14 protein-coding genes are annotated in these 19596 nt (G+C 60.9%); 11 read left to right on the top strand and 3 right to left on the bottom strand.

Annotation, left to right across the window (positions count from 1 at the left end):
• The first annotated feature begins 36 nt into the window (after positions 1 to 36).
• From ACZ9DP_RS25045 to ACZ9DP_RS25005, 9 genes are all read left to right on the top strand, one after another.
• Positions 37 to 1110 (top strand): BMP family ABC transporter substrate-binding protein, encoded by a 1074-nt coding sequence (locus ACZ9DP_RS25045; protein ID WP_039844855.1) that lies wholly within the window; start codon positions 37 to 39, stop codon positions 1108 to 1110.
• A gap of 144 nt (positions 1111 to 1254) precedes the next feature.
• Positions 1255 to 2217: a galactofuranose ABC transporter, galactofuranose-binding protein YtfQ gene (ytfQ, locus tag ACZ9DP_RS25040; protein ID WP_022715566.1), complete on the top strand. Its 963-nt coding sequence runs from the start codon at positions 1255 to 1257 to the stop codon at positions 2215 to 2217.
• 117 nt (positions 2218 to 2334) lie between these two features.
• Entirely contained in the window at positions 2335 to 3858 is a 1524-nt protein-coding gene (gene ytfR / locus ACZ9DP_RS25035; RefSeq protein ID WP_074068078.1) for a galactofuranose ABC transporter, ATP-binding protein YtfR, read from the top strand.
• Positions 3855 to 4871, top strand: a complete 1017-nt coding sequence (locus ACZ9DP_RS25030) for an ABC transporter permease (protein ID WP_194729682.1) — start codon at positions 3855 to 3857, stop codon at positions 4869 to 4871. Before ytfR ends, ACZ9DP_RS25030 begins: the two co-directional genes overlap by 4 nt.
• Positions 4868 to 5836 (top strand): galactofuranose ABC transporter, permease protein YjfF, encoded by a 969-nt coding sequence (gene yjfF, locus ACZ9DP_RS25025; RefSeq protein WP_194729683.1) that lies wholly within the window; start codon positions 4868 to 4870, stop codon positions 5834 to 5836. Before ACZ9DP_RS25030 ends, yjfF begins: the two co-directional genes overlap by 4 nt.
• A gap of 11 nt (positions 5837 to 5847) precedes the next feature.
• Positions 5848 to 6600 carry a FadR/GntR family transcriptional regulator gene (locus tag ACZ9DP_RS25020; RefSeq protein ID WP_476203906.1) on the top strand — a complete coding sequence of 251 codons (753 nt, stop codon included), beginning with the start codon at positions 5848 to 5850 and terminating at the stop codon, positions 6598 to 6600.
• Positions 6601 to 6677: 77 nt separating this feature from the next.
• On the top strand, positions 6678 to 8042 hold the full coding sequence (glmU, locus tag ACZ9DP_RS25015) for a bifunctional UDP-N-acetylglucosamine diphosphorylase/glucosamine-1-phosphate N-acetyltransferase GlmU (RefSeq protein ID WP_194729684.1): 1365 nt from the start codon (positions 6678 to 6680) through the stop codon (positions 8040 to 8042).
• A 95-nt stretch (positions 8043 to 8137) separates the two neighbouring features.
• Positions 8138 to 9964, top strand: coding sequence for a glutamine--fructose-6-phosphate transaminase (isomerizing) (gene glmS / locus ACZ9DP_RS25010; RefSeq protein ID WP_074068085.1), 1827 nt, complete (start codon positions 8138 to 8140; stop codon positions 9962 to 9964).
• Between the two features lie 116 nt (positions 9965 to 10080).
• Positions 10081 to 10812: a DUF502 domain-containing protein gene (locus ACZ9DP_RS25005; protein WP_476203905.1), complete on the top strand. Its 732-nt coding sequence runs from the start codon at positions 10081 to 10083 to the stop codon at positions 10810 to 10812.
• Here ACZ9DP_RS25005 and recG read toward each other — a convergent pair.
• Entirely contained in the window at positions 10768 to 12873 is a 2106-nt protein-coding gene (gene recG / locus ACZ9DP_RS25000; RefSeq protein WP_476203904.1) for an ATP-dependent DNA helicase RecG, read from the bottom strand. The genes ACZ9DP_RS25005 and recG overlap by 45 nt on opposite strands.
• A 91-nt stretch (positions 12874 to 12964) precedes the next feature.
• On the opposite strand from recG, the gene ACZ9DP_RS24995 reads away from it, so the two are divergent.
• Both ACZ9DP_RS24995 and mfd read left to right on the top strand, forming a co-directional pair.
• Positions 12965 to 13282 carry an FAD assembly factor SdhE gene (locus ACZ9DP_RS24995; RefSeq protein WP_194729688.1) on the top strand — a complete coding sequence of 106 codons (318 nt, stop codon included), beginning with the start codon at positions 12965 to 12967 and terminating at the stop codon, positions 13280 to 13282.
• The gene (mfd, locus tag ACZ9DP_RS24990) at positions 13279 to 16785 is read left to right on the top strand and encodes a transcription-repair coupling factor (protein ID WP_476203903.1); all 3507 of its coding nucleotides are present in this window, start codon (positions 13279 to 13281) and stop codon (positions 16783 to 16785) included. The genes ACZ9DP_RS24995 and mfd overlap by 4 nt, the downstream gene beginning before the upstream one ends.
• Positions 16786 to 16791: 6 nt before the next feature.
• Here mfd and ACZ9DP_RS24985 read toward each other — a convergent pair whose 3' ends face one another.
• Positions 16792 to 17463: a DsbA family oxidoreductase gene (locus ACZ9DP_RS24985; protein WP_476203902.1), complete on the bottom strand. Its 672-nt coding sequence runs from the start codon at positions 17461 to 17463 to the stop codon at positions 16792 to 16794.
• Positions 17464 to 17560: 97 nt separating this feature from the next.
• Positions 17561 to 19363: an extracellular solute-binding protein gene (locus ACZ9DP_RS24980; protein WP_476203901.1), complete on the bottom strand. Its 1803-nt coding sequence runs from the start codon at positions 19361 to 19363 to the stop codon at positions 17561 to 17563.
• Between the last annotated feature and the right edge of the window lie 233 nt (positions 19364 to 19596).

Raw genomic sequence — 19596 nt, 5'->3', positions numbered from 1 at the left:
AGACGGGTTTCAAACTCCCAACCAACAGGGGCTAAAATGAAGAAACTAGCACTCGCACTTGCGGCAACCGCTGCGCTTGTCATCAGCGTCGGCTCGGCCGCACAAGCCGCAGACAAGACTAAGGTCTGCTTCATCTATGTCGGCACCCGCACGGACGGCGGCTGGACGCAAGCCCATGAAAACGGCCGCCTGCAGGTCGAAAAGGAATTCGGCGATAAGGTTGAAACACCTTACCTCGAAAGCGTTCCGGAAGGCCCGGATGCCGAGCGCGCGATCGAGCGCATGGCCCGCTCCGGCTGCTCGCTGATCTTCACCACTTCGTTCGGCTTCATGGATGCCACCGTCAAGGTCGCCCAGAAGTTCCCGAAGGTGAAGTTTGAACACGCAACGGGCTTCAAGGCAGCGGAAAACGTCGCGACCTACAATTCGCGCTTCTATGAGGGCCGCTACATTCAGGGCCAGATCGCCGCCAAGATGTCGAAGAAGGGCCTCGCCGGCTACATCGCTTCCTTCCCGATTCCGGAAGTGGTGATGGGGATCAACGCATTCGAACTCGGCGCGAAGTCCGTCAATCCCGACTTCAAGCTGAAAGTCGTATGGGCCAATACCTGGTTCGACCCGGGCAAGGAAGCCGACGCCGCCAAGGCACTGATCGACCAGGGCGTCGACATCTTGACACAGCACACCGACACCACGGCGCCGATGCAGGTTGCTGCCGAACGCGGCATCATGGCCTTCGGTCAGGCGTCGGACATGATCAAGGCCGGTCCGAAGACCCAGTTGACGGCAATCGTCGACACATGGGGCGCTTACTATACAAAGCGCACAAAGGCCCTGCTCGACGGCACGTGGAAGTCTGAACAGATCTGGGACGGCCTAAAAGACGGCATCTTGACCATGGCGCCCTACACGAACATGCCGGACGACGTGAAGAAGATGGCCGAAGAAACCGAGGCCAAGATCAAGTCCGGCGAACTGCATCCCTTCACCGGCCCGATCAACAAGCAGGACGGTACGCCCTGGCTGAAGGATGGCGAGAAGGCCGATGATGGCACGCTGCTCGGGATGAACTTCTACATTCAAGGCGTCGACGACAAACTGCCGCAATAATCGCTGCATTTCACAGTTGCAAAAGGCGCTCCCTCTCTGAGCGCCTTTTTTTGCGAGCCATCCTAAAATAGTAATTTACAAAAGTAATACTATATGATTTTTTCTCTCGTGCGCCGCGAGGAGCGGCATTTGGGAGAGACAATCATGAAATTGAAAAATGCACTTTTGAGTGCCACGGTTCTGGCTGCCTGCATGTTCGGTTCCGCATCTGCAGCTGAGCTTGTCGTGGGCTTTTCACAGATCGGCTCGGAGTCCGGCTGGCGTGCCGCTGAGACGACGGTGACGAAGCAGGAAGCTGAGAAGCGCGGCGTTGATCTGAAATTTTCCGATGCCCAGCAGAAGCAGGAGAACCAGATTAAGGCGCTGCGCTCCTTCGTTGCACAAGGCGTCAACGCGATTTTCCTCGCTCCCGTCGTCGAAACCGGCTGGGACGATGTCCTCAAGGAAGCCAAGGAAGCCGAAATCCCGGTCATCCTGCTCGACCGTACCATCAAGGCTCCGGATGATCTCTATCTGACGGCTGTGACCTCCGACCAAGTCCATGAAGGCAAGGTTGCGGGCGAGTGGCTCGTCAAGAATGCCGGCGACAAGAAGTGCAACATCGTCGAACTGCAAGGCACCACCGGTTCCTCGCCGGCGATTGCCCGCAAGAAGGGCTTCGAGGAGGCGCTTGCCGGCCACGACAACTTCAAGATCGTCCGCAGCCAGACCGGCGACTTCACCCGCGCCAAGGGCAAGGAAGTCATGGAAAGCTTCCTGAAGGCTGAAAACGGCGGTAAGGACATCTGCGCGCTTTATGCCCACAACGACGATATGGCCGTCGGCGGCATTCAGGCGATCAAGGAAGCCGGTTTGAAGCCCGGCAAGGATATCCTCGTCGTCTCGATCGACGCCGTTCCGGACATCTTCCAGGCGATGGCGGCAGGCGAAGCCAACGCGACGGTCGAGCTCACGCCGAACATGGCCGGCCCGGCATTCGATGTGCTTGACGCCTATCTGAAGGACAAGAAGGAGCCGCCGAAGTGGATCCAGACGGAATCGAAGCTCTACACGCCGGCTGATGATCCGATGAAGGTCTACGAAGCCAAAAAGGGCCTCGGTTACTAATTGACACTGTTGCCGCACCGGTCCCTCATGGACCGGTGCGGCGCTGCCCGTGCGAGCGGGACATCAAGTCCGCCAAGTGCAAGGGCATGAGCGGTCATATCTGGAAAATATCGAGCCATGATTCACGATTTCGAGAACGTTCTCGTCGCGTCCGGAATATCGAAATTCTTCCCCGGCGCCGTCGCGTTGGACAAGGTCGATTTCACACTTCGCAAGGGCGAAGTCCATGCGCTGCTCGGCGAAAACGGAGCCGGCAAATCCACACTCATAAAATGCCTGACCGGCGCCTATCGCCGCGACGAGGGAAGACTTGCGCTCGAGGGCAGCGAGATCGATCCCGCCGATACGCTGGCGGCACAGAGGCTCGGCATCGGGACCGTCTATCAGGAGGTGAACCTCCTGCCGAATCTCAGCGTCGCCGAGAACCTTTTCCTTGGCCGTCAGCCGCGCCGTTTCGGCATGGTCGATACGCGCGCGATGAACCGGATGGCGCGCGAGCTGCTGGCGCAATATGGCTTGGACATCGATGTCACGGCACAGCTCGAGCGCTTCTCGGTCGCCGTCCAGCAGGTGATCGCCATTGCCCGTGCAGTCGATCTTTCCGGCAAGGTTCTGATCCTCGACGAGCCGACCGCGAGCCTTGATACGCACGAAGTCGCGATGCTCTTCAATGTCATCAATGACTTGAAGAAGCGTGGATTAGGCATTGTCTTTATTACACACTTTCTTGAACAGGTTTACGAGATCAGCGACCGTATCACGGTGCTTCGCAACGGCAGGCTTGTCGGCACCCGGGAAGTGGCGGAACTGCCGCGGCAGGCGCTGATCCCGATGATGCTCGGCCGCGAACTGGCGCAGACGGAAGAGGCCGCAAAGGAACGCACGGCCGCTGCGGGCAGCGTCAAATATCGCTTCGAGGGCTATGGCAAGCGCGGCAAGGTAAAGCCTTTCGATCTCGACATTCGCGTGGGTGAAGTCGTCGGCATAGCCGGCCTGCTCGGTTCCGGACGTACCGAGACGGCAGAACTTTTCTTCGGCATAGAGCATGCCGACAGCGGCAGGGCGGTGATCGATGGAAAGGTTGTGGCGCTGTCGAGCCCGCGCGCTGCGATCAGGCACGGATTCGGTTTCTGCCCGGAGGACCGCAAGACCGACGGGATTATCGGCGATCTGTCGATCCGAGAGAATATCGCGCTGGCGCTTCAGGCCCGCCGCGGCTGGGCAAGACCGCTGTCGCGCGGCGAACAGAATGCTCTTGCGGACCAATATATCAAGGCGCTCGATATCCGCACGACCGACCGTGAGAAACCGATCCGGCTGCTTTCGGGCGGCAACCAGCAGAAAGCCATCCTCGCGCGCTGGCTTGCCACCAATCCTGATTTCCTGATCCTCGACGAGCCGACGCGCGGCATCGACGTCGGTGCCCATGCGGAGATCATCCGGCTGATCGAGGAGCTTTGTGCAAAGGGCATGTCGCTGATCGTGATTTCATCTGAATTGGAAGAGCTTGTCGCCTATAGTTCACGCGTCGTCGTCCTTCGCGACCGCGAGCACATTGCCGAGCTTGCTGGAGACCGCTTGACGGCATCCCACATCATCGACGCGATTGTCGCGGCCGAACAGAAAATGGAGGATGCATGAGTTCCTCGCTGAGGGCGCTTGCCATACGCCTGGCGCCGCAATTGATTGCGCTGGCCGTCATTCTTTTGTTGAATTTCATCATGTTTCCGCAGTTTTTTAATGTCGTCGTTCAGAATGACCGCCTCTATGGCAGTCTGATCGACGTCCTGAACCGCGGCGCCCCCGTTGCCCTGCTCGCCATCGGCATGACGCTGGTGATCGCGACGAAGGGCATCGATCTTTCCGTCGGCGCCGTCATTGCGATCTGCGGTGCGGTTGCCGCATCGTCGATCGTCTCCGGTAATTCGCTGGCCTACACGCTGATCACGACGCTCTGCGTCGGGCTGCTTTGCGGCGTTTGGAACGGCTTCTTGGTGGCGATCTTGAATATCCAGCCGATCATCGCCACGCTTGTGCTGATGGTCGCCGGACGCGGCATCGCCCAGCTGATCACCGAAGGCGTGATCATGACTTTCAATGATCCGGGTCTGATATTCTTCGGCAGCGGCTCCTTCGCCTTTTTGCCGATGCCCGTCGTGATCTGGCTGATCGCCGGCGCGTTGGTGATCCTGCTCGTCAGGCGGACCGCACTCGGCATGCTGATCGAATCGGTCGGCATCAATCGCCGTGCCAGCACGCTCTCCGGGGTTCGCACGCCCGTTCTTTTGATGGCGGTCTATATGCTGAGCGCCCTCTGTGCGGCGATCGCGGGAATTATCGTGGCCGCCGACATCAAGGGTGCTGATGCCAACAATGCCGGTCTCTGGCTGGAGCTCGATGCGATCCTTGCGGTCGTCGTGGGTGGTAATTCGCTCCTCGGCGGGCGCTTCAGCATCCTCGGCTCGCTGATCGGGGCGATGATCATCCAGGCGGTCAATACCGGCATCCTGCTATCCGGTTTCCCCCCGGAATTCAACCTGATCATCAAGGCCGTGATCGTCCTGATCATTCTCATCATCCAGTCGCCTGCGCTGCAATCCGCCGCAGTCTTCTTCAGCCGCAAGCCGGAAGTCAGAGCGGAGCTGTTGAAATGAACTCGAAATACTTGCCGCTCCTGGCAACCATCGTCATCTTCGTCCTTTCCTATGCGGCCTGCGCGCTGCAGTACCCGAACATGCTCTCAACCCGCGTCGCCGGCAATCTGCTGACCGACAACGCATTTTTGGGAATTGCCGCGGTCGGCATGACCTTCGTCATCATCTCGGGCGGTATCGACCTTTCGATCGGCTCGGTCATCGCCTTTACCGGCGTGTTCCTTGCCGTCGTGCTGCGGGACACCTCGATTCATCCGCTGGTAGCCTTTGCGTTGGTTCTCGTCATCACCACTGCCTTCGGTGGATTGATGGGCGCGGTGATCCACTATCTGAAGATGCCGGCCTTCATCGTGACGCTTGCCGGCATGTTCCTGGCGCGCGGCATGTCCTACGTGCTTTCGATCGACAGTATCCCCATCGATCACGATTACTATTCGACGCTGACCGGCATTTACTATCGTCTGCCGGGCGGCGGACGCCTGACGCTGGTCGGCGGAGTCATGCTGCTGGTTTTCATCGCCGGCGTCTTCATTGCGCATCGCACCCGCTTCGGAGCAAATGTCTACGCGCTCGGCGGCGGCGTCCAGACGGCGGAGTTGATGGGTGTGCCGGTCGGCCCGACGACCATCCGGATCTACGCGCTCTCCGGCTTTTTGGCGGGCCTATCCGGAATCGTTTTTTCGCTCTATACGTCTGCCGGATATTCCCTGGCGGCGGTCGGTGTCGAGCTTGACGCCATCGCGGCAGTGGTCATTGGGGGGACTCTTCTGACCGGGGGAGCAGGATTCGTAGCAGGAACCTTCATCGGTCTCCTGATACAGGGGCTTATTCAGACATACATCACCTTCGACGGGACGCTCTCGAGCTGGTGGACGAAAATCCTGATCGGCCTTTTGCTCTTTGCGTTTATCCTGATGCAAAAGGCCATCCTGTTCTTGTCCAGTTTGAACAAGAGGTACGCCTGACGGAGGACTTGTTGCGCAACCGTTTGCTTGAGACACGAAGGACCGGCCGGAAGACCCGCACGAGCCACGCGCAGGTCGTGGACGAGCTTGGCAAGGCCATCGTCGCCGGAACCTATCCGGTCGGCTCGATTTTGCCCGGCGACGTCGAGCTTGCCCAGCGCTTCAAGGTCTCCCGCACCGTCCTTCGCGAAACGATGAAGACGCTTGCAGCCAAGGGCATGGTTGTTGCCAAGGCCCGCGTCGGCACGCGTGTGACGGAGAAGAACCTCTGGAACATGTTCGACAGCGAGATCATTGCCTGGCACTTCGACCACGGCGTCACCGAAGAATTCCTGCTGCAACTCTACGACATCCGCCTTGCTGTGGAACCTTTTGCCGCGGGCCTTGTGGCAGAACGTGCAAACGCCGGTGACATCGCGACGCTGCGTGCATTGGCGCTCGATATGGCTGCGCCCGGCCACACGACGGAGAGCCTTGCGCTCGCCGACCTGAAATTCCATCTCGCCGTCGCGGATGCTTCCCACAACCCATTCATGCGCACGCTCGGAAGTCTGATCGAGGCGGCCCTCGTCGGTATGTTCCGCCTGAGCACGCCGCCATCGCAGAACGGTTTCGCCAACATTGCCGACACGCATATGCGCATTGTCGATGCGATCGTCGCCGGCGACGTTGCCGGCGCCCGCAAGGCGATGGAAGATGTTATCGTTGAAGGCCGCAAACATGTGCGTGACGCCTATGCGGCGTTCTCCGAGGTTTCCGCCTGATCCAAATTCATCTTTGTCGCCGGTTCGCCTTGCTGCTATGAGGCAGAGCTGAACAACGGATTCCCGGAGCCTGCCCCATGGAACGCACCTGCCTTGCCGTCATTCTTGCCGCCGGCGACAGCACACGCATGAAATCCTCGAAATCGAAGGTGCTGCATCCGGTCGCCAACCGGCCGATGATCGCACATGTCGTGGACGCCGTGGCGAAGGCCGGCATTTCGTCGGTCGCTCTCGTCGTCGGGCGTGATGCCGACGAAGTCTCGAAGGCCGCCAGAATTGGCGGCGTCGAGGTCGAGGCACACCTGCAGAAGGAGCGCCTCGGAACCGGACATGCAGTTCTTGCGGCACGCGAAGCGATCGCCCGCGGCTACGACGATATCCTGGTGACGTATGGCGATGTCCCGTTACAGACCGAGGGGCCGCTGAAGGCGGCGCGCCAGGGACTGGCGGAGGGCAGCGATATCGTCGTCATCGGCTTCCATACGAGCAAGCCCACAGGCTACGGCCGGTTACTCGTCAAGGACGGCGAATTGATTGCGATCCGCGAGGAGAAGGACGCGACCGATGCGGAGCGCGCCGTCAAATGGTGCAATAGCGGCCTGATGGCGATCAACGGCCGCAAAGCCCTCGATCTCCTTGCGCGCATTGAAAACAGCAACGCCAAAGGCGAATACTATCTCACGGACCTCGTCGAGATTGCCCGCTCGCTCGGCGGCCGAGTCACGGCCGTCGATGCGCCGGAAGTGGAAATGACCGGCTGCAACAACAGGGCAGAACTCGCGGCGATCGAGCGTTTCTGGCAGGAGCGCCGCCGCCACGAATTGATGATCTCCGGCGTGACGATGATCGCCCCCGAAACGGTTTTCCTGTCGCACGACACTGTCATCGGCCAGGATGCGCTGATCGAGCCGAACGTCGTCTTCGGTCCGGGCGCGGTGATCGACGGCGGCGCGGTGATCCATGCTTTCTCCCATATCGAAGGCGCGCATGTGAGCGTCGGTGCGACGGTCGGTCCCTTTGCACGCCTGCGGCCGGGCGCCGATCTCGGCGAGAGATCGAAGGTCGGAAACTTCTGCGAGGTGAAGAACGGGCAGATCGGTGAGGGCGCCAAGGTCAACCACCTGACCTATATCGGTGATGCGGTCATCGGCGCCGGGGCCAATATCGGCGCGGGCACGATCACCTGCAATTATGACGGCGTGAACAAGCACGAGACCCGCATCGGCGCCAACGCCTTCATCGGCTCCAACAGTGCGCTGGTTGCTCCGGTCAGCATTGGCGACGGTGCCTATATTGCGTCGGGCAGCGTCATCACCCACAATGTCCCTGCCGAGGCGCTCGCTTTCGGCCGGGCGCGCCAGGAAATGAAACCGGAGCGCGCCAAGGCGATCCGCGAGCGCGCGCAGGCGATCAAGGCCGCAAAGCAAGCCAAGACTGAGTAACGGCCGGAAATCGAATGTGACCGGCTGACCGATTGAGAAATAACAGAAAATCGCTAGGACTGGCTCGTTATTTTCGAAGCGTTGGGGACATTTTCATGTGCGGTATTGTGGGCATCGTGGGCAGTCAGCCGGTCGCGGAACGTTTGGTTGATGCGCTGAAGCGGCTTGAATATCGAGGTTACGATTCGGCGGGCGTCGCGACGATCCACGAGGGCGTGATGAGCCGTCGCCGCGCCGAGGGCAAACTCTTCAATCTCGAGAAGTGCCTCGACGTCGAGCCGCTGCCTGGTACGACCGGCATCGCCCATACGCGCTGGGCAACGCACGGCGTTCCGAACCAGACCAATGCGCACCCGCATTTCGTCGAGGGCGTGGCGGTAGTCCACAACGGCATCATCGAAAACTTCTCGGACCTGCGTGACGAGCTCAACGCTGAAGGTGCGGTATTCGAAAGCCAGACCGACACCGAAGTCGTCGCCCACTTGATGGCGAAATACCTACGCGAAGGGCTTGAGCCCCGCGCTGCCATGCTGAGGATGCTGAACCGCGTGACGGGCGCCTATGCGCTCGTCGTCATGCTGCAGAGCGATCCGGGCACGTTGCTGGCAGCGCGCTCCGGCCCGCCGCTTGCTATCGGCTTCGGCAACGGCGAAATGTTCTTGGGCTCGGATGCAATCGCTCTTTCGCCCTTCACCAACGAAATCACCTATCTCGTCGACGGCGACTGCGCGGTCATCACCCGCGACGGTGCAGCCATCGTCGATTTCTCCGGCAACCCGCTAAATCGCCCGCGGCAGATATCGCAGGCGACGGCCTATGTCGTCGACAAGGGCAACCATCGTCACTTCATGGAGAAGGAAATCTATGAGCAGCCGGAGGTCATCTCCCACGCGCTCAGCCACTACATGAATTTTGCCGAGAACACGATTGGTGCTAATGCGTCGGAGATTGATTTCAAGACAGTCAGCGGCCTCGCAATCTCGGCCTGCGGCACCGCCTATCTCGCCGGTCTGATCGGCAAATACTGGTTCGAGCGCTATGCCCGCCTGCCGGTAGAGATCGATGTCGCCTCGGAATTCCGCTATCGCGAAATGCCGCTGCAGCCGTCGCAGGCTGCACTCTTCATCTCGCAGTCCGGCGAAACCGCAGACACGCTGGCCTCGCTCCGCTACTGCAAGGACAACGGCCTGAAGATCGGCGCCGTGGTCAATGTGCAGGAGTCGACGATCGCGCGCGAATCCGATGCCGTCTTCCCGATCATGGCCGGTCCTGAAATCGGAGTTGCTTCGACGAAGGCCTTCACCTGCCAGCTGGCCGTCCTCGCGTCTCTGGCCATCGGTGCCGGCAAGGCGCGCGGCACCGTCAGCGCCGATGAGGAAAAGGGGCTCGTCCGGCAACTCGCCGAAATGCCGCGCGTCATGAGCCGTGTGCTGAACCTCGTCCAGCCGCAGATGGAAAGTCTCTCACGCGAACTCTCCAAGTGCCGCGACGTGCTTTATCTCGGCCGCGGCACCAGCTTCCCGCTGGCGATGGAAGGTGCGCTGAAGCTCAAGGAGATTTCCTATATCCATGCGGAAGGGTATGCGGCGGGCGAATTGAAGCACGGGCCGATCGCGCTGATCGACGAGAACATGCCGGTCATCGTGATCGCGCCTTACGACCGGTTCTTCGAAAAGACCGTTTCGAACATGCAGGAAGTCGCAGCCCGCGGCGGCCGGATCATATTCATCACCGACGAAGCAGGCGCTGCTGCCTCCAAGCTGCCGACAATGGCGACGATCGCGCTTCCGAACGTCCCTGAGATCATCGCGCCGATGATCTTCTCGCTGCCGATCCAACTGCTCGCCTACCACACCGCCGTCTTCATGGGCACGGATGTCGACCAGCCACGAAACCTTGCAAAATCGGTCACGGTGGAGTGAATCGGAATGCCGCCGGAAGGCTTGTGAAAGGGGCCGAATTCTGGCAGCTTCGTTCCAGGTGCGGGGGAGCGCCTGATCACGTCAGCCGGTAGATTCAAGGGAGTTCATCGCGAGCGATGGCGCACAAACTGCCCCGATTGCCGATAGCGACCCGCATGAGAAACAACTTCCTTGCGGGCCTTATCATCTGTGCTCCGATTGCGATCACGCTGTGGCTCACGTGGTCCGTCGTACGGTGGGCTGACAGCTGGGTGAAGCCTTACATTCCCGCGCGTTACGATCCGGACAGCTACCTGAATTTCGCCGTACCCGGCTCCGGCCTGGTGATCGCGATGATCTTCATCACCATCATCGGTTTTCTCGGCAAGAACCTCATCGGCCAGACCATCGTCCAGTTCGGCGAGTCGGTGGTACGCCGCGTGCCGCTGGTGCGCAGCATCTACAGGAGCGTGAAGCAGATATTCGAGACGGTGCTCGAGGAACGCAGCAATTCCTTCAAGAAGGTGGGCCTCATCGAGTATCCGAGCCCCGGCCTCTGGGCGCTGGTGTTCATCGCAACCGATGCAAAAGGCGAGATCGCTTCGAAGTTCAATGCGATGGGCCAGGATATGGTGAGTGTGTTCCTGCCGCCGACGCCAATACCGACCGCGGGATTTCTGATCTTCGTGCCGCGCGAAAAGATCGTCGTGCTCGACATGAGCGCGGAAGACGGCGCCAAGCTGCTCGTCTCCGGCGGCCTCGTGGCGCCAGACTTTCCGGCCAAGCCGTCCAAGGAACCGGCGGTTCCGGGAAAACCGAGACTGCTAGCCCGCGCGAAGAAAGCGGATCGCTTCGTCGCGCCGGAATAGATAGAGCAGGGTGCGGAACGCGGAACCGCGTTCGCTCGTGAGTTCCGGGTCGCGCTCGATCAGATAGGCGGCATCTCTTCGGGCGATCTCCAGAAGGTCGGCGTGCGCTTCGAGGCTCGCGATCCGGAAGCCGGGCGTGCCGGATTGGCGTGTGCCGAGCAGTTCGCCTTCGCCGCGCAGTTTCAAATCTTCTTCGGCAATCCGGAAGCCGTCCTCCGTCTCCCGCATGATCGAAAGCCGCGCATGGCCGGTTTCGCCGAGCGGGCCTTTGTAGAGCAGGATGCAGGTCGAAGCTTCGTCGCCACGGCCGACGCGGCCGCGAAGCTGATGGAGCTGTGCGAGACCGAAGCGTTCGGCATGTTCGATCACCATGATCGTCGCATCCGGCACGTCGACGCCCACTTCGACGACGGTCGTCGCCACCAGCAGTCTGAGTTCGCCGTTCTTGAACGCCATCATCACGGCATCTTTCTCCGGTCCGCTCATGCGGCCGTGGACGAGGCCGATGCCCGGTCCGAGCGTTGAGACCAGCGTCGCATGCCGCTCTTCGGCGGACATGAGGTCGAGCTCTTCGGATTCCTCGACCAGCGGGCAGATCCAATAGGCCTTCTTGCCTTCGGCAAGCGCGCTTTGCAGCCGCTCTATGATTTCCCCGGTCCGTTCACTCGGTATGGTGATCGTCTGGATCGGCTTGCGGCCGGCGGGTTTCTCGGTGAGTTTCGAGACATCCATGTCGCCGAAGGCGGCGAGCACCAGCGTGCGTGGAATGGGTGTTGCCGTCATCACCAGCATGTGCGGCGAGATCCCCTTCGCCGTCAGCCGCAGCCGCTGGTGTACGCCGAAGCGATGCTGCTCGTCGACGACTGCCAGCATTAGATTCTTGTAGTTGACGCTCTCCTGGAAGAGCGCATGCGTGCCGATGGTGACTTGGGCCTCGCCGGAAGCGATGCGTCCCAGGATATCGTCGCGCTCGCGTCCCTTGGTGCGGCCCGTCAGCACCTCGATACCGAGACTGGCAGAAGCGGCGAATTTGGAGATCGTCGCGTAGTGCTGACGCGCGAGAATCTCGGTGGGAGCCATCAGAACGGACTGTCCGCCGCACTCGATCACCGCGGCCATGGCCATCAGCGCCACCAGCGTCTTGCCGGAGCCGACATCGCCCTGCAGCAGTCGCAGCATGCGGTCTTCGCCAGCCATGTCCTTCAGGACGTCGGCGATTGCTTCCGTCTGGCTGCGCGTGGGCGAGAAGGGCAGCGCCTGCAGGATCTTGCCGCTGATTTTGCCGGTGGCATGGACCGGCTGCCCGGGGACCTTGCGAAGACGCTGGCGTACCAACGCGAGCGACAACTGTCCGGCAAGGAATTCGTCATAGGCGAGCCTTCGGCGGGCAGGGGCTTGCGGATCGACGTCTGTTGGATCGCGCGGTTCATGCAGCATATGGAAGCTGTCGGCGACCGATGGCAGCCCCTGTGCCTGCGCCAGCGAAAGATCGATCCATTCCGGCAGTTCCGGCATGCGCAGCACCGCCGCCTCAATGATCTTGTGCAGTGTTTTCGGTGAGAGCCCGGCGGTCAGCGGGTAGACGGGCTCGACGAGCGGCAGGCTCTCCGTATCGCCTGCCTTTACGATGTAGTCCGGATGCACCATCGTTGCCCGGCCGTTGAACCAGTCGATCTTGCCGCTGACGGTGACCTCCTCGTCGATCGGAAGCTGCTTTTCCAGCCACGCCGCCTGTCCGCGGAAGAAGACGAGGCTGAGTTCGCCCGTCTCGTCGTGCAGGAAGACGCGGTAGGGGATATTGCTTTTGCCCCTCGGCGGGGGCTGGTGCCGGTCGACCCGCGCCGTGATCGTCACGATCGCACCTTGCGGCGCGCGTGCAATTCTCGGCTGGTTGCGCCGATCGATCAGCGAATGCGGCGCATGGAAGAGCAGGTCGATGATCCGCGTATCGTCCGGTGTCTCGCGCCCAAGCAGCTTCACCAGCAGCTCAGCAATCTTCGGGCCGACGCCCGAAAGAGCCGAAACGGGGGAAAACAACGGATCGAGGATGGTGGGGCGCATGCTGCAAAATGCGATGAAGAATAGGGCATTGGCAAGGCTGACAAGCCGCTTTCGAGGGGCTATAGAGGCGCATCAACAGGAAGGTGATGCCATGACAGGTGTGACACTCTCGAGTGCCGGTCTCGACCCGCGCCGCCGCCGCATATTGTTCCGCTGTTGGCATCGCGGGCTGCGCGAGATGGATCTGGTGTTCGGCCAGTTCGCCGAAGCCGAGGTGGCGACGCTGTCCGAAGCAGAGCTCGACGAGCTCGAAACCATTATGGGCGAGGAAGATAACGACCTTCTGCGCTGGGTTATGGGCACATGGCCCGTTCCGCAGCGCTTTCAAACGCCGATGTTTCAACGCCTCGCAGCCTTCAAGCCGGATTTCGAATACCCAGCCGACACCACATCCAGGAAGCCGGAATGATCCCAGGATTTGATGCAAGCAAGCTCGCAGCCGCCGCCGAGCCGCTGACGATCGGCAATGTGCCGTCCGGCCTGGAACCGCTCCTGCTCGCCGAATTGGCACGCGCTGGCGGACCGGTCGCCTACGTGCTTTCCGACGGGCAGCGCATGGCCGACCTGGAGCAAATGCTCGGCTTTGTCGCGCCCGACATCCCGGTTCTTACGCTGCCCGCCTGGGACTGCCTGCCCTACGACCGCGTTTCGCCCAGCGCCGATACCTCGGCCCGCCGCCTGGCGGCACTGAGCGGCCTGATCGCCCATCGCAAGAAGCCACATGCGGCAATCGTGCTCGTTACCGTCAACGCAATGCTGCAGAAGGTGGCGCCGCAAGATGTGATCGAGAGCCTGGCATTCTCGGCGCGCCCCGGCAACCAGGTGCGCATGGACGACCTCGCCGGCCGTCTGGAGCGCAACGGCTTCGACCGGGTCGCGACGGTGCGCGAGGTCGGCGAATTTGCGGTGCGCGGCGGCATCCTCGACGTTTTCGTTCCGGGATCCGAAGAGCCGGTCCGTCTCGATTTCTTTGGCGATACGCTGGAGAGTATCCGCAGCTTCGACCCGGCAAGCCAGCGCACGACCGGGCAGGTGCGTTCTCTCGATCTCAACCCGATGAGCGAAGTGACGCTGACGCCGGATACAATCAGCCGCTTCCGCAAGAATTATCTCTCGGCCTTTGGCGCCGCGACCCGCGACGACGCGCTTTATCTTGCCGTTTCCGAAGGGCGCCGCTATCCCGGCATGGAGCACTGGCTGCCGCTCTTCTACGAGAGGCTGGAGACTGTCTTCGATTACCTGAAGGGTTTTCGGATGGTCACGGATCATACCGTGCGTGAGGCCGCCGAGGAGCGCTCGAAGCTGGTTCTCGACTACTTCGATGCCCGCCTGAACTCAGCCCAGCAGGTCAAGGGCCAGATGGCGCAGGGAACACCCTACAAGCCTGTGACGCCCGGTCAGCTTTATCTCGACAGCGAAATTTTTGCGAAGGCTCTGGATGCGTTCAATACCATGCGGATTTCGCCCTTCAACGAGCACGAGGGCGAGGCAAGGCGCGTCGTCAATATCGGTGCGCGCCAGGGCGAGCGCTGGGCGCGGGCGAATGCCGAAGGCGGCGGCAATGCCGAGCGCGTCAACATCTTTGATGTTGTCGTCAAGCATATCGCCGAAAGGCGGGCAGGCGGCGCGAAGGTTCTCATCACCGCCTGGACGGAAGGTTCGCTTGAACGCCTGCTGCAGGTGCTGAACGAGCATGGCCTGGAACGCGTCAAGCCGGTCGAAGCGTTGAAGGCCGTCGATTCGCTGGACAAGGGCGAGGCAGCGGCAGCCGTGCTCAGCCTCGAATCGGGCTTCGAGATGGGTGACCTTATCGTCATCGGCGAGCAGGACATTCTCGGCGACCGCATGGTTCGCCGCACGAAACGCCGCAAGCGCGCTGCCGACTTCATTTCGGAGGTTGCGGGTCTCGACGAAGGTTCGATCGTCGTTCACGCCGAACACGGCATCGGCCGTTTCGTCGGCCTGAAGACAATCGAGGCGGCGGGCGCCCCGCACGCCTGTCTAGAGCTGCAATATGCCGATGACGCCAAGCTCTTCCTGCCGGTCGAAAACATCGATCTCCTGTCACGTTATGGCGGTGAGGGGACCGAAGCGCAGCTGGACAGGCTCGGCGGCGGCGCATGGCAGATGCGCAAGGCGAAACTCAAGAAGCGCCTGCTCGACATGGCGGACGCGCTGATCCGAATTGCGGCCGAGCGCTTGACCCGCCACGCGCCGGCGCTGACGACACAGGAAGGGTTTTACGACGAGTTTGCGGCCCGCTTCCCCTACGATGAGACGGAAGATCAGGACAATGCCATCGAGGCCGTGCGCGGCGACCTTGCCGCCGGGCGCCCGATGGATCGCCTCGTCTGTGGCGATGTCGGGTTCGGCAAGACGGAAGTTGCGCTGCGCGCCGCCTTCATCGCGGCGATGAACGGTATTCAGGTCGCTGTGGTCGTACCGACAACGCTGCTTGCGCGGCAGCATTTCAAGACCTTTATCGAGCGCTTCCGTGGCCTGCCAGTGCGTATCCAGCAGGCCTCGCGCCTTGTCGGTGCGAAGGAACTCGCTCTTACAAAGAAGGAGGTGGCCGAGGGCAAGACCGATATCGTCGTCGGAACGCACGCGCTGCTCGGCACCGGCATCAAATTCGCCAATCTCGGCCTCCTCATCATCGACGAGGAGCAGCATTTCGGCGTGAAGCACAAGGAACGCTTGAAGGAGCTGAAGAGCGACGTCCACGTGCTGACACTTTCGGCAACGCCGATCCCGCGCACGCTGCAGCTGGCGATGACCGGCGTTCGCGAGCTGTCGCTGATCACAACACCGCCGGTCGACCGCATGGCGGTGCGCACCTTCATTTCGCCCTTCGACAGCCTCGTCATCCGCGAGACGCTGATGCGCGAGCATTATCGCGGCGGCCAGAGCTTCTACGTCTGTCCGCGCTTGGCGGACCTCGAGGACGTGCATGCCTTCCTGCGGTCGGATGTTCCCGAGCTGAAGGTTGCCGTCGCCCATGGTCAGATGCCGGCGGGCGAACTCGAAGACGTCATGAATGCCTTTTACGACGGCCGTTACGACGTGCTGCTTTCGACGACCATCGTCGAATCCGGCCTCGATGTCCCGACAGCCAACACGCTGATCGTCCACCGTGCCGACATGTTCGGTCTGGCGCAACTCTATCAGCTCCGCGGCCGCGTCGGCCGCTCGAAGGTCCGCGCCTTCGCGCTCTTCACGCTGCCGGTCAACAAGGTGCTGACGGCAACCGCCGAGCGTCGCCTCAAGGTGCTGCAGTCGCTGGATACGCTCGGCGCCGGCTTCCAGCTCGCCAGCCACGACCTCGATATCCGCGGGGCGGGTAACCTTCTGGGCGAGGAGCAGTCGGGCCATATCAAGGAAGTCGGCTTCGAGCTTTACCAGCAGATGCTGGAAGAGGCGGTCGCCGAGGTGAAGGGCGTGGACGAAATTCAGGATACCGGCTGGTCGCCGCAGATTTCGGTCGGGACGCCGGTGATGATCCCGGACGGCTACGTGCCGGACCTGCATCTGCGCATGGCGCTCTATCGTCGCCTCGGCGAGATCACTGAGCTCAAGGAGATCGATGCCTTCGGCGCCGAAATGATCGACCGCTTCGGTCCGATGCCGATCGAGGTGCAGCATCTTTTGAAGATCGTCTACATCAAATCGCTTTGCCGCATCGCCAATGTCGAAAAGCTGGACGCCGGCCCGAAGGGTGTGGTCGTCCAATTCCGCAACAAGGAATTCCCGAACCCGGCAAACCTGGTCGGGTATATCGCCAAGCAGGGCACGATGGCGAAGATCCGTCCGGACCACAGCGTGTTTTTGACCCGCGACCTGCCGACGCCGGAAAAGCGGCTGCAGGGCGCGGCCGTCGTCATGACGCAGCTGGCCGAAATGGCAAAGCCGTAGGGCCGGTCAGTTCAGCCCGGCGCGCGCTTCCGCCTTCGCCTTGGCGATGTCGCGAAGCGCGCCTGCCAGCACGACCGGCGTCTGAGCGCCGCTGACAGCGTATTGCTGGTCGAAGATGAAGAAGGGGACGCCGTTGACACCCATCTTCTGGGCCGCCTCGATCTCGGCAATCACCAGGTCGCGGTCGGCATCCGAAGCAAGCAGGGAGGCGATGACAGCGCGGTCGAGCCCGACTTGCTCGGCGATGTCGAGCAATACGGCGTGGTCTCCGACATTGCTGCCTTCCTCGAAGTTCGCCTTGAAGAGTGCGTTGACGACGCGGTCCTGCTTCTCGCGGTCCTCCACCATCGCCCAATGGATCAGGCGGTGCGCATCGAGTGTATTCGGCCCGATCTTGATCGCTTCGAAGTCGAAATTGATGCCGACCTCGCGGCCGAAGTCGGTCAGCATCTTGTGGGCCTGCGCGACGCGTTCGGCGCCGCCGAGCTTCTGCTCCAGCGCTTCCTTCTGATCGACGCCCTCGGGCGGATAGTCGGGATTGAGGCGGTAGGGCCTCCAGTTGATGTCGACGCCCACCTCGTCCTGCACTTCCGCGATAGCAAGCTCAAGCCGCGCCTTGCCGAGATAGCACCAGGGGCAGACGACATCCGATACGACGTCGATGGTGATGCGTTGCATGGTGGTTCCTTTCATCGGTCCGAGGCTTTCCACGCCATCTATGCCCTGACGCGTCCGACTTCAACCAGGCAGGAAAAAGGAACCGGCTCCGGCAGGCTTATTGCACGCTCTGATCCCACCAGGCCGGAAGCTGGTAGCCGTAAAGCGGCACAGCATCAGGACGGCCGAGCCGCTTGTTGCGTGCGACCCATTGCTGGTCGATATGGTAGAGAGGCAATACATAATGGCCGGAAAGCAGCAATCGGTCATACGACCTGACGGCGGCGGTGAAATCCTCGTCGGAGCGCGCGGTAAGAATATGCTTGATCGACGTATCGACATTTGGGTCGGCAACGCCCGCGAAACTTGAACTGCCCTCGCGGTCGCGCGCAGCCGAGGACCAATAGGAAAGCTGCTCATTGCCGGGCGAGAGCGACGACACATAAGATTTTAGGATAACATCATAGTCGAAACTATTGGTCCGGCTCTGATATTGCGAATCGTCCACTGTGCGGACCGAAGCGGCAATGCCCAGGGTTTGGAGCGAACGCTGAAAGGCAATCGCAAGTTTCTCCTGATCGGCATTCTGCGTCATGATCTCGAAGGCAAGCGGCTTGCCGCTGGCATCCGCCATCTTGCCGCCCTGGATCGAATAGCCGCCTTCCTTCAGCACCTGCACTGCCCTTTTCAGCACAGTTCGGTCGCGTCCGGAAGCATCGCTCACAGGCAGCTTGTAGGTGCCATCGAGGATGGCAGGGTCGATCTTGTCTTTGATCGGGCCTAGCATGTCGAGTTCGCGGGCGTCGGCCGGAACGCCGAAGCTCGAAAGCTTCGAATTCTGCCAGAAGCTCTGCGTACGCTTGTAGGCACCGGAATAGAGCGTCTTGTTCGCCCATTCGAAGTCGAAGATCAGCGAGAGTCCCTCCCGAACCTTGATGTTTGCGAATAGCGGCCGTCGCGTGTTGAAGACAAAGCCGAACATGCCGCTCGGCAGCTTCGACTGGAATGTATCCTTGATCACGGCACCGGAAGAAACCGCCGGAAAATTATAGGCCGTCGCCCAGTGCCCGGGGCTGCCGTCGGGATAGACGTCGATAACGCCCTTCTTGAAGGCTTCGAAGAGCGTCGTGTCCTGAAGAAAGTACTGAACGGTGATCTGGTCGTAATTGTCCATGCCGACCTTGGAGGGGATATCCTTGCCCCAATAGTTCGGGTCGCGCTCATAGGTGATACTCTCACCGGGCTTCACCGTCTTGATCTTGTAAGGGCCGGAGCCGAGCGGCGGCACGAGAGACGTCCGGTCGAAGGTTTCGGGATCGATGGCGTGCTTGGGCAGGACTGGAAAAAGGCCAAAGATCATCGGCGTTTCGCGGTCTGCCTTGTCGTTGAAGGTGAAGCGCACGCTGCGCTCGCCGACCTTTTCCATCTTGGAGACAAGGCTGAGACGATTCGCGAAGGGCACGCGTCCTTTGTCGCGCAGCAACTCGAAGGAGAACATGACGTCGTCGGCCGTCACCGGCTGGCCGTCGGACCACTTGGCTTTCGGATTGAGATTGAACTGGATGAACGTGCGGTCCTCGTCCCATTCGACGGTTTCCGCAAGCAGTCCATAGAGAGTGAAAGGTTCGTCCCGGGAGCGCAGCAGCAACGATTCGTAGACGAGGTTGCCATAGTCCGGATCCCACATGCCGCGCGCTGTCGTCCGCATGCTTTTCAGGATGAAAGGGTTGAGATTATCGAAGGTGCCGACGACGCCGTAGGTGATCTTGCCGCCTTTTTTCACGTCCGGGTTGACGTAGGAGAAATGCTTGTAATCCGGGGGCAGTGCGGGTTCTCCGTGCATGGCGATACCATGCAGCGGGCTGGCAGCAACGGCGCCGCAAAACAGCGTAAAGGCAAGAGGGAAAACAACCCGGAGCATGCTCAAATCCTTTCCGGCAAAAGGCACGATTCGGCCAAAGACTATCATGCACGGCAGGAAATCGAACATTCACATGCCGAAATCTTTCGGCCCATCCAGAAATTGCCAAAGAAATACTGGATATCTGGATCACCTCAATGTAACAGGTGGTCCCGGGTTTTGGGGGACATGCATTTGCCTTAATGTTTTTAGAGGTGGAATGCCGAATGACCCCGGTTGGAGAGGACGGCAGA

This window comes from Rhizobium sp. USDA 4016 (assembly GCF_056279705.1).
This window is presented reverse-complemented; position numbering and strand designations above follow the sequence as displayed.